Origin of the sequence: Mycobacterium alsense, from assembly GCF_002086635.1 — a bacterium.
Classification (GTDB): Bacteria; Actinomycetota; Actinomycetes; order Mycobacteriales; family Mycobacteriaceae; genus Mycobacterium; species Mycobacterium alsense.
This window is the reverse complement of sequence record NZ_MVHD01000086.1, coordinates 1-10,490: the sequence shown is the minus strand read 5'-3', so window position 1 is coordinate 10,490 and position 10,490 is coordinate 1. Positions and strand designations below refer to the sequence as shown.

Genomic DNA, 10,490 nt, shown 5'->3' with positions numbered 1-10,490 from the left:
ACCGCAAACCCATCCGGCACCCGACCACCGCTCACCAACCCGTCCTCACCACCTCAATGGTTTTTCAGGTCGAAGTAACTAGGTGGATTCTCTGTTGAGGTCCAGTTCAGAGGAGGCTGCTCATGTCGGTGTTGGGGATGGCGCTTGATCCGTCGACGGTGATTGTCGCGGTCGATCCGGGCAAGGCGTTCAGTCGCGTGTGGATCAGCAATGGGTCAGGCAGCCTCGTTGACCCGTTGTCCTTGCCGGTGTCCAGGGATGGCATCTCGCAGCTGGAGGTCGAACTCGGTCGAAACGGAGCGGTGGCGCCGGTCATCGCGGTCGAGGCGAGCGGAAATTTGCATCGGCCGTGGGCTACGGAGTTGGAGCGGCGCTATCCCGGCTCGGTGCGGGTGTTCGCGCCCTCAGAGACCAAGGCGGCACGAATCCAGTTGGGATCGGGCCGATTCAAGTCCGATGATCGCGATTGTGCTGCGTTGACTTATCTGGCCCGCCAAGGGCTCGGCCGACAGTTCCAGGAGCAGTGGGCGGTCGAGGCGTTGTGTGCTGCCGTCCGACATCGGCGCGGGTTGGTCGCTGATCGCAAGATCGCTCAGCAGCGACTGCACGACCAGCTCAACGTGCTGTGTCCCGGGTTGTCGTCGCCGGCGGGCCACGGCCGGGCGCTGGCGCTGGAGACGCCGACCGGTCTGGCGATATTGGCCTGCGCAGTGGCTTTCGCCGGACGCGCTCCCAAGCCGCGGTCGTTGATCTGCCGTGCACCAGGACGGTTGACCGTCGCTACCGCCGAGTTCTGGACGACGCGGTGGCGGCAGTGCTTGCCGGCACCGGCTGATGCCCAGGCCCGCGCCCACCGGCTTGGCCGTGACCTCGACCGCTATCGCCGGCTGCTCGCCGACGTCAGCGTCATCGACGCCGAGATCGACGAGCTCCTGACCGTGACCGACGGGCAGGTACTGACCACCTTGCCCGGCGTCGCCACAATTCGGGCTGCGGCGTTCGCCGCACACAGTCTGCCGATCGAACGGTTTCCCGACGCCGAACACCTCTACTCAGCAACGGGTTTGGCGCCCGCGCTCTATCAGTCAGCCACATTGAACCGGCGCCAGCGCATCTCACGCCAAGGGCTGGCCGAGCACCGCGACGCTCTGATGGGCATAGCGTGGGGGCTCTCGCAGCGGTCACCATCATTCCTCGAGCGCAACGCTGAACTGCGCGCCCGAGGAATGGCCCCGATCCAGGCCCGCGTCGCACTGGCCCGCCATGCCTGCCGACTGTCCTACCGACTCCTTCGAACACAACAACCATTCGATGAACAGCGCTATCGTCGAGGAAGGCTCAGTCGCGGGCGGTGACGGCCGTTCCGGCTATGCCGCTCGACGGCGCAACTTAGCTTGCCGCCCGCCCGCGCTGGGTCGCTTACGGCGCACACGAAAGCCTGCCGCCCAACGGCAACTAATCAGCCTGCCGAAACCACCAACGCGCCCAGCCGACCCCGCGAGGACCCCGTTTATCGCCCGACAACCGAGGCCGACGCCCCCGGCGATCAACACTGCTTACCTCACCCCTTGACTCCCGGCGCGAAAGCTATGCGGTGCCACTTACATGCCTCAAGCGTCGCAGGCCAATGTGTGGCCGATGGTTGGGGGCAGGGATTCGGCTCGGCGGCCGGCTATCGCTGCGCTCGACTCCAAAGCGTTGAGCGGCTGCACCAGTACACCGGAACTCCGGCTGACGTTGCTGCAGGGGTGCTCAAGGACGGGATCCTCTTGGCGGCGTTCGATGCGCCCCGGCCAACCGCTGACGTTGATGCGTGGGCGCGGAACTTCGCCAACGACGAAGCGACTGTGGTCGTGCGAATCATCGCGATCGCCGAACAACCCGTCTCCCTTAGCCTCGATCCACCGACGAGCTTGGGCGAGTCGTTGTGAGGTCGGGCGGTCGTGATGGTCGGACTGCGGGTGTGATGTGATTGCTGGTCTGCCCAGCTTTTCCTGTGCGCTCCGGTCGGGCCTTTCGGCGATGATCAGGGTGTCGCTGGTAGTGGTGGGCTGTGTCCGATGGTGTTGTGCCACAGAGAAAGCCAGGCCTTGGACCAAGGCCAGCGAGTGGGCAGGTGCAGGATCGGTTGGCGTTGGGGTCGGGCCAGACGTGCCGGGACGGCGACGATCTTGCGCCGGAGTGTCGAACCGCGGGCGCGAGTGTGGTTTCCCCCGGCCAGGGTGCCGGCGGCGCGCAGGAGGTTGTGGGCGATGGCCGCGCACAGCACCCAGGCCGAGTTGGCACCGAAACGGCCCGATGGGATGTGTGCCAGTGGTCCGTCGATGAGATCGGCGAACACGGTCTCGATAACTGCGTGCTGGCGATGGGTGATGTCGGCTTCGGCGACGGGTAAGTCGGTGTTGGTGAAGAACGGGTGATACCGCCACACCGGGAACAGCGCGTCGGGGAAGCGGGCGTCCTTGACGCGGCGCACGACCAGTCGGGCGGTGATCCGATCGGGAGTGGATGCGAAAGCGGTGTAGGGGATTTCGGCGACCTCAGCGTCGGAGATCCAGGCCCCGGTGTCGGGATCACGCACAGCACCGGGATAGGACACTGGGGTCCACGCGTCGTCGGCGATGGCGGTGATGGCTCGGTTGACCGCCGGGTTGCGGGTCATCACCAGCGAGAACTGGGCGCCGTGGCGCAGACAGGCCCGCACCACCTTGCGGTTGCCGTAGGCCGAATCGCCGCGGGCCAGGATCTTTCCGCTAGCGCCGGCGGCGCGGGCGGTGCTGATCGCCTGGGCGACCATGCGCCCCGCGCCCTTGCCAGAGCCGGTCTTACCAGCGCGCAGCCGCATCCCGGCGATCACCGGCGCCGACCCCGGGGTGCTGATCGTGGTGGCCAGCGGGGAGAGGCCTTTGCGCAGGATCTGCTTGCCGGCGATCTTGGTGTGCCCGTAGGAAGCGCCCTGTTTGGCGTGGCCGTAGACCGGGCGCAGCAGCGAATCGATGTCGATGTAGACCTGTTCGGCTGCGCCGGGCAGCAGCTCGACCCGCCGACACAACGCCACCAGATGCTCACGGAGCACTGATTCGAGTTGGCGGGCATGACCGAAGGTGAACTCCCGCAACAATGTGCCGACCGTGGAGGGTGCGTACACGCCGGTGAAAAGCGTCTTCATGCCGCCGCTGCGCAGGACGTCGATGTCGTCGATGCAGTCCGCACCCGCGCACATGCCCGCCACCACGGTAGTCAGCTTCGGCGCTGGGTTCGCCGACCCGGACTTGATCCGCGGCGCGCTGATGCAGACCTTCTCCACGAGCAGCCGGGTCAACCCGGTCTGCTGAGCCAACGTCATCACCGGCACCAACCCGGCCGACGACACGAGATTGTCCTCGTCGAACACCGCTGACTCCACGGCGAACCTATGCGAAACTTGCACCGGAAGTGCCTTTCCGAACTGGACCCGATTGATGCGTGAAGAACACCAATCATCCCAGCTCAGAAGGCACTTTCCTCATTCCGACACCCGGAAAACACCAAGTCGATCGGTGGATCAAGGCTTAGCCTCCGCGATAGTGGCCCTGGTTGTAGCAGCGTCGGCAGATTGCCTTTGCGCGGTGACCGACTCTTCTGCAGACCATCCCGGTAGTCGCCGCCGCTTTGGTCATTGATCGAGCCATTGGGCGGAGCTCTCAAACCGCCCACGGAGGGTCACCCGTCACTGCGACCGGATTTGGCATTTCTGGAGCGGCGATGGCTGAATCGCGAGACCATCTACCCGGGGAGTTGCACAAAGTTCGACAGTGGGGAGCGACGGCGATGGCCTCACCGAAATCAGTCTGCGTGGCATGTGGCAAACTCTTTGGGCGCTCCCACCTGACCATATGTGGCGACTGTAGCAAGCGAATCCACCCGGATTGCTTCTGCTTCTCAGTGGACAGCGGTTCCGAGCCGGATCGGAACTGCCCCATCCATGGCGACGCCAGCAAAGAGCCGGAAAATTTCGCGGGTGCCCCGGACGCCAACCCTGGTCCCTGAGACACGTATCGCGTCGGCACATATCGCGACGCAGCGCTGGTCGTGCTCGCCGACGCGCTGCCCGTAAGGGCCACGAGCGTTGTGGTCGACGATGACCAGGTGATCCAGGACGGAAGAGGACTCTCCGCAGGTACTGCTGGCGGGCTTAATGCCGATACTCGGCCAACGTTGAGGTCACGTTGGGCCACCTGGCCTTCCCAAAATTAGGTTAGGGTTACCTATTGTGCCTCAAGCAGTTCTTAGATAGCGTTCACGGGCCGTGCTAATGGCGCCCCCGGTGAAACAAAGGAGATGCTGTGGACCTTGCCATTCGTCCAAATTCGGTCTGCCATGCCGTCGGGCATGGTCGTTCGCAATCGACGACGCGCGTCAATCGGTTCATGGCGGCCGGTGTCGCCATGGTTGGTGCAAGCCTGATCGCCGTGAATCCACTGGCGCCAAATGTCGCCTCTGATGTCGAACACCGGATTGAGCACCGAGCGGTCGAACTCACCAACGGGCTCGGCGATGTAGTCGGCGATTACGAAAGTGCCTTCAGTCAGGCTGGTGCCAACTTGCAGACCTTGAGCGCCGAGGCCGGTGTAGCGCTTCCGCGCTTGCTACAGCAGCTCGGCGCCAACATGTCGGGCGAGAGTGGCTTGATCAGCACCGCGCTGCTGGGCGGGCAGACGGGATTGCAGAACGCGCTCTATGGCGGGTGGTACGGCGGCGATGACGGTTTTGTCTTCGGGCTCTTCGGGGGAAGCGTGACGCATGCCGGCGTGACGGAGTCGGGCAGTACGCTGCAGCAGATCCTGGGCGCCCTCGGCCACGGCGACGCTTTCAGTGCGTTCAGCTTCTATGACGAATGGGCGCTCGAGGCGTTGGACCACACGATGAAACCGCTGCTGAGCCCAATCCTCAGTACCGCCAAGGCCGCGGCGCCGCCGACGCCGACGCTCCCCAATGAGTTTCTTCAGTCCTTGACGAATTTGACCAACACGTTCATGACCTATGCAAACCTGAAATCCCTCACCGATGCCCTGCTGTCTCCGGAGCTCGGCGTCACTTTCGGGTTGCTGGGTGGCCTCGGCAAGATCGGGGGCGACCTGTCCACCGGCAACCTCGGCGGGGCGCTGACCGACGTCCTCAAGATGCCTGCCGACCTGGCTGGCGATCTCCTCAATGGCTATGTCTACCCGAGTGCTGTGTACAACCCCACCGGCGAAGCATTCGCGGGCCTATTCAACAACGGCGGCTTGCTTCAGCAGCTGCTCGTCAACTGGCCAAACCAACTCGCCACAGCGCTGGGTGCCCCGGCGACGGGCTCAATGAATAGTGCTGCGGCACAAGCGGTATCATCGTTGAGCGGTGGACTGTCGCAAGCTGCATCGCTGCTGCCGAATCTGGCGAACGTCGTCCAGCCGTCGCTGATGCTAGGAAACGTCGGGTCATCGATTGCACCTCTGCTAGCCAACATCACAGCGAAGCTGTCGGCCACACTGGCGCCAAGTCTGGTCGGCGGGCTGCTGCTGCGTCTGCCGTCGCTGCTCTTGGCGTTGCTGTAGAGCGGGCACCGGAGCCGGCTGTTTTTCTTGCGCGTCGCTCAGGAAAGACCCTAAGTCCCGCCGTCGGCGCAATGGAGTGGGTTGGACGTCCACGTCCGCATGGTGAACAAGGTCGGTCATGGCAGCGGTCGCGACGTAATGACGTCGAATCATGTTGTTCAGCAATGAGCTAGAGAATTTGGACGCGGCCGGCTTGAGGGCCGCGACCGGCCCAACCGAGCCGTGTCGGAGAAAATCACTACCGTTTGGTTCGTCCAACTCTCGGCGCGAAGTGATCAACTGTCTAGGTGTTGGCGGGGACGGTGGTACCTGTGCCACGGTGGCGAGTGATGACGAGGTCGTGCCGGTCGACCGGCAGGGTGGGTTCATCGAGACCTTCGATCACGAATCCGGCGTCGGCGATCATTGCCCGATCATCCCGGCCAGGCTGCCCTTGGCTGGTGAGGTAGTCACCGAGGAACAGAGAATTGGCTAGGTGTAGCGCCAACGGTTGCAGCGTGCGTAGGCGTATTTCGCGTCCGCCGGCGACCCTTACCTCGACGTCGGGGAAGGCGAACCGGAACATCGCGAGAATGCGTAAGCACCGTTGTGGACTCAGCTCCCAATGACCGCCCAAAGGCGTGCCCTCAAAAGGGATGAGGAAGTTCACCGGAATCGAATCCGGGTCGAGTTCACGCAGGGCCAAGGCGATGTCGACGATGTCCTCGTTGGATTCACCCATTCCGAAGATCGCGCCGGAACAGGGCGACAGCCCAGCAGTTTTGGCGGCGGCCACGGTGGCCGTTCGGTCGTCGAACGTGTGGGTTGAGCAGATCCGGGAGTAGTTACCAGCACTGGTGTTGAGGTTGTGATTGTATGCGTCGGCGCCAGCCTCTCGTAGCCGGTCGGCTTGTCCCTGTTTGAGCAGCCCCAGGCAGACGCATACTTCCACGGCAGGCGTGGAATCTTTGATTGCAGCAACAGTTTCGGCAACGCGCTCAATATCGCGGTCAGCCGGTCCCCGGCCAGCGGCGACGAGACATATACGTTTAGCGCCGGCGTCAACCGCACAGCGTGCGTGGCGGGCGGCCTCCTCGGCTTCGATCCATGCGTACGTCAAGATCTCGGCGGTCGAACCGAGCCGCTGCGAACAGTAGCCGCAATCCTCGGGGCACAACCCAGACTTGAGGTTCACCAGGTAATTGAGCTTGACCCGTCGGCCGAAAAACTTGCGGCGTACCCGCCCGGCCGCGGCGACGACGTCGAGCAGGTCGTCATCACTTCTGGCCAACACCGCCAACAAATCGTCACGGCTTACGGGACCGCCTCCTAGGGCTTTCGCCGCGATCGCCGGCAAGATCTCGTCAATCGTTCGATGAGTCATTGCCCGCTCGTCCTCCCTCGCTTTGCCTGCGGATCACATGTCGTCACCCGGCTTGCCGAGCGAGCGTACACCAAAGTTAAGAAAGATAAGAGTCTCTTAAGGCGGCGGTAAGGCTCGTTAGCCTCGATTTTTCGCCCAGGGTGATTGTGGTCGAACCTGGCGGTGGGGTGCGTTGAGAGAACGGGGTTTGCGGGTCGGGCCATGTTGGGGTGGTCCCGTGTCGTCGGGCGGGCGGGCTTTCCCAGGGCCAGTGGATCTTTCGTGGTTGTTGGGTCAGGGGATGGGGTGTTAGCCGAAGGCGGTGCGGATGGTCTGCCAGGCGGTGGAGATGATGGCGGCCCAGCGCCAGGTGGCGTCGATGCGGAGTCGGAGTTGGCGCGCGCCGAAGGTGATGCGGGCGGCCACGTGTAGGACTCGGTAGCGGAAGGTGGTGATCTCGGCGCGGGCGAGGGCGGGGTGGCTGGTGAAGCCGAGCAGCCGGGTCCAGGTGACGAGATCTGATGCGGCTAGCACGATTTCTAGCCAGGCGGCGTTGGCGTCAAAGCAGTGGCACGGCAGATTGCGCAGGCCGGTGGCCTTGAGTTCGCGGATGCGGTCCTCGACGCGAGCGTGCTGGCGATGGCGTAGCTCCAGACCGGCGACTTGTCCGGGCACCACACCAGCGGCGGTGTCGGTGATCAATGCGGTGACCCGCATGCCGTCGGCATCGGTGAACCGCAACTGTGCACCGGGGTGGGGGCGTTCCTTGCGCAGGATCAATCTCGTGCCGGCCGGCCAGGTGGACAGATTGACCAGGTCGGTGGCCTCGGCGACCCACGCGCCGTCACGGACCCCGCCGTCGGTGTCGATCGCTGGGTACCAGGCCCGGCCGAGGTTGAGGGTGTCCACGGCGTCTTGTACCCGCCAATCCACCGGGTAGCCGAAGGAGAACCCCACACCGGCGGTGCGGCAGGCCGTGGCGAAATCGTGGGTGGCTCCGGCGGTGTCGCAGCGCACCACCACCTTCGGCGCGTGCGGATCGCCGCCCCGCCCCGGGGCGGGGCGCCACGCCGGCGGCAGCGACGCCAGCGCCTGGTCCAGGACGGTGATGTGGTCGGCGGCGGTGTTGGAGCCAGCACGGCCGCTGCGTAGCAGCCCAGCCAGCGCTTCACCGGCGGCGATCTCCGGACGATCCAGAAATGCCAGCAGCGGATGATGCCCGAAGGACTTCTTCCAGGTCGGCGTCGCCAGTTCCTTGTTGTCGGAGTGATCGATGACCAGGGTGGCGTCGATATCGATGTGCAACCACTCACCAGTGGCGGGCGCCGCGCCCGCGGCCCACGCCGCTGCCCTGGCGATGCCCCGTGCCGCGCGGATCCCGGGTCGATGTGCGGCGTCGATCCGCTGGTCGACCAGCCGCCACATCGTGGTGGTCGAGGCCTTCGTCCCCAGCACGTGCTCACGGTCGCCGCACAGTTGTCCGACGCCATCGATGCAGTCCGCGCCGTCGGCGACCGCGGCGGCCAGATCGGCGAACACGTCCCCGGGCGCCTACACCCACGGACCTTTGTAGGTGTCGGCCAACACGGCGGTGACCTGCGTCGATAGCCCCGACCGGTCGGCAACCTCGCGCACCAGACCCATCCCGGCATGCGACACGACACCACGGCCGTCAGCCGACACTTTCACCCGCGACCCGACCGCGATATTCTTCACTTGCGAGGTGCCTTCCCGTCAGCGATATCGAACCCTAGAGAAGTCCGATTATCCCTTGCAGGACAGGCACTTTCGCGTATCTACACCCCGAAACTCACAACATTCCACGAAAAATCCGGGTTAGTCGCTCAAGGGCGGCCTTGCGCAAGGTGCGGGATCGTTCGACCGTTCAGTGGTCGCGCGTGAGTCGATGCGATGAGCGAGACCTCATCAAGGCATGACCGTCACATTGGGTCTGTGCGGCAACATCGGGTGCGCGGCGCGGGGCCTGGGTCACGCCGACGTCTACTCACCGGATGGAGCCATGCTCGAAAAGATCAATACCGCAATGATACTCGCCCATAATCGCCTGGTCCGCTGGACGGCCGTGGCGCGCACTACTAAACCCGAAGTGCGCATACCAGCGATCAGCGGGTGGCCGCCTAGCATTGCCGGGGTGGACGTATACAACGCGGTGGCCAGCCGGCGGTCAGTTCGGGCGTTCACCGACCGTCGGGTTGAGCGGAGCATTCTGCTGCGAGTGCTGACGGCAGCTTCGCGTGCTCCGTCAGGAGGGAATCTTCAGCCGTGGCATGTCTATGTGCTCTGCGGAGACCGGCTTTCGGAGCTCAAAGAGCGGATTGCGCTGCGAGTAGCTTCGGGGGATCCCGGGGACGCTCTGGAGGTCGATGCGTATCCGGCGAAGCTGGAAAGTCCGTACCGCGAACGTCTGGCGGATTTTGGACAACGCCGGTACGGCGCTCTGGGCATCAATCACGACGATCAGGTGGCTCGTGCCCTCGTCCGCACCGGCAACTGGGAATGCTTTGGTGCTTCCACGGCTCTCTTCTGCTATCTCGACCGCGATATGCCACCGCCGCAGTGGGGAGACGCGGGTATGTATCTCCAGACGGTAATGCTCTTGCTGCGATCCGAGGGCGTCGACAGCTGCCCTCAAATCGCTTGGGCGGAGTACCACCGCACCGTTGCGCAGGTGATTTCACCTCCACCGCAGCGGATCTTGTACTGCGGCATGTCGATTGGGTACACCGACCTGGCGTCGCCTCACCCGAAGATGCCCCGTGCACAGCTGTCGGAGACAGTCACATTTCTGGAGTGACGAGAACGCCTCGACGTCAGTCGATGCGAGTTGGGCGAGCCGACTCCGGAGACGGGGGTGCGGTGCGGGTCGCCGGCAAAGCCCAGTAAACGCCCCTGGGCCGGAAGATTCGATTGTGACAAGTCTCTCCTGGGCTGGCAAGGCGTTGATATTTGCTGGCCATAGCCAAGGTCGGGCAACGAAGAGGTACCCAGCGCCCCAAATAGTTTCGTAGTGAAAGACATGCGGCGGGATTTGCTGAATTGACCGCCACGGCCAGCGTCCAACCGCTAGCCTCGCCCGCCATGAGAGTCTCGGCGCGATCGTGTTCGGGTCCCAAGTGACCCCTGGCGGCCCAGAGGCGGGCCAAAGGGCAGCAGAGCTGACCTCGAGTGCGGATGATCCCGTCGAGGCCGCTGTTCAAACCGCGATGGCCTGCTTGGCGGTGATCGGCGGATTATGCAGCGAAGAAGCGGAGAACGCGTATCGAAAAGCTCTGACCGATGCGCTACGCGCCGCTGATCACACCTGATGGGCGCGCTTGCTCGCGACATTCTTGACAGTGCGTCGATCGTCGTCCTCATCATCTTCTTGTGGCACACCTGGCGCCCTCGCCCACTCAATGCCGAAAGTTTTGGCCGTCCAGAGGACCCGCCTTGCGGTTCTTAAGCCAGCCGGAATTCCTGGTAATACTCGCCTAATACTACAGCCGGAGATCGCTGTCATTGTTGTTGATGGTGTTTGCGATGGTGGCACGCGCGGGCTCTGGCCTGGTGTT

The 10,490-nt window shown here is 64.0% G+C and carries 6 protein-coding genes and 1 pseudogene; 4 read left to right on the top strand and 3 right to left on the bottom strand.

Going from position 1 to position 10,490, the window contains the following annotated elements:
• Window positions 1–122: 122 nt before the first annotated feature.
• On the top strand, window positions 123–1,355 hold the full coding sequence (locus BST11_RS25860) for an IS110 family RNA-guided transposase (protein ID WP_083141046.1): 1,233 nt from the start codon (window positions 123–125) through the stop codon (window positions 1,353–1,355).
• 276 nt (window positions 1,356–1,631) lie between these two features.
• Window positions 1,632–1,931, top strand: coding sequence for a hypothetical protein (locus BST11_RS27385; RefSeq protein ID WP_142276582.1), 300 nt, complete (start codon window positions 1,632–1,634; stop codon window positions 1,929–1,931).
• A 95-nt stretch (window positions 1,932–2,026) separates the two neighbouring features.
• Here the strand turns inward: BST11_RS27385 and BST11_RS25850 are convergent, their stop codons facing one another.
• Complete coding sequence (locus BST11_RS25850) at window positions 2,027–3,430, bottom strand: IS1380 family transposase (RefSeq protein ID WP_083141044.1); 1,404 nt, start codon at window positions 3,428–3,430, stop codon at window positions 2,027–2,029.
• 895 nt (window positions 3,431–4,325) lie between these two features.
• On the opposite strand from BST11_RS25850, the gene BST11_RS25845 reads away from it, so the two are divergent.
• A complete protein-coding gene (locus tag BST11_RS25845; RefSeq protein WP_142276581.1) occupies window positions 4,326–5,576 on the top strand; it encodes a hypothetical protein in 1,251 nt (416 codons plus the stop codon).
• Between the two features lie 283 nt (window positions 5,577–5,859).
• Here BST11_RS25845 and bioB read toward each other — a convergent pair whose 3' ends face one another.
• Window positions 5,860–6,939, bottom strand: coding sequence for a biotin synthase BioB (gene bioB / locus BST11_RS25840; protein WP_083141042.1), 1,080 nt, complete (start codon window positions 6,937–6,939; stop codon window positions 5,860–5,862).
• Window positions 6,940–7,227: 288 nt separating this feature from the next.
• A pseudogene (locus BST11_RS25835) lies at window positions 7,228–8,634 on the bottom strand (IS1380 family transposase).
• A gap of 436 nt (window positions 8,635–9,070) precedes the next feature.
• On the opposite strand from BST11_RS25835, the gene BST11_RS25830 reads away from it, so the two are divergent.
• Window positions 9,071–9,733 carry a nitroreductase gene (locus BST11_RS25830; protein ID WP_083141047.1) on the top strand — a complete coding sequence of 221 codons (663 nt, stop codon included), beginning with the start codon at window positions 9,071–9,073 and terminating at the stop codon, window positions 9,731–9,733.
• Window positions 9,734–10,490: the final 757 nt, after the last annotated feature.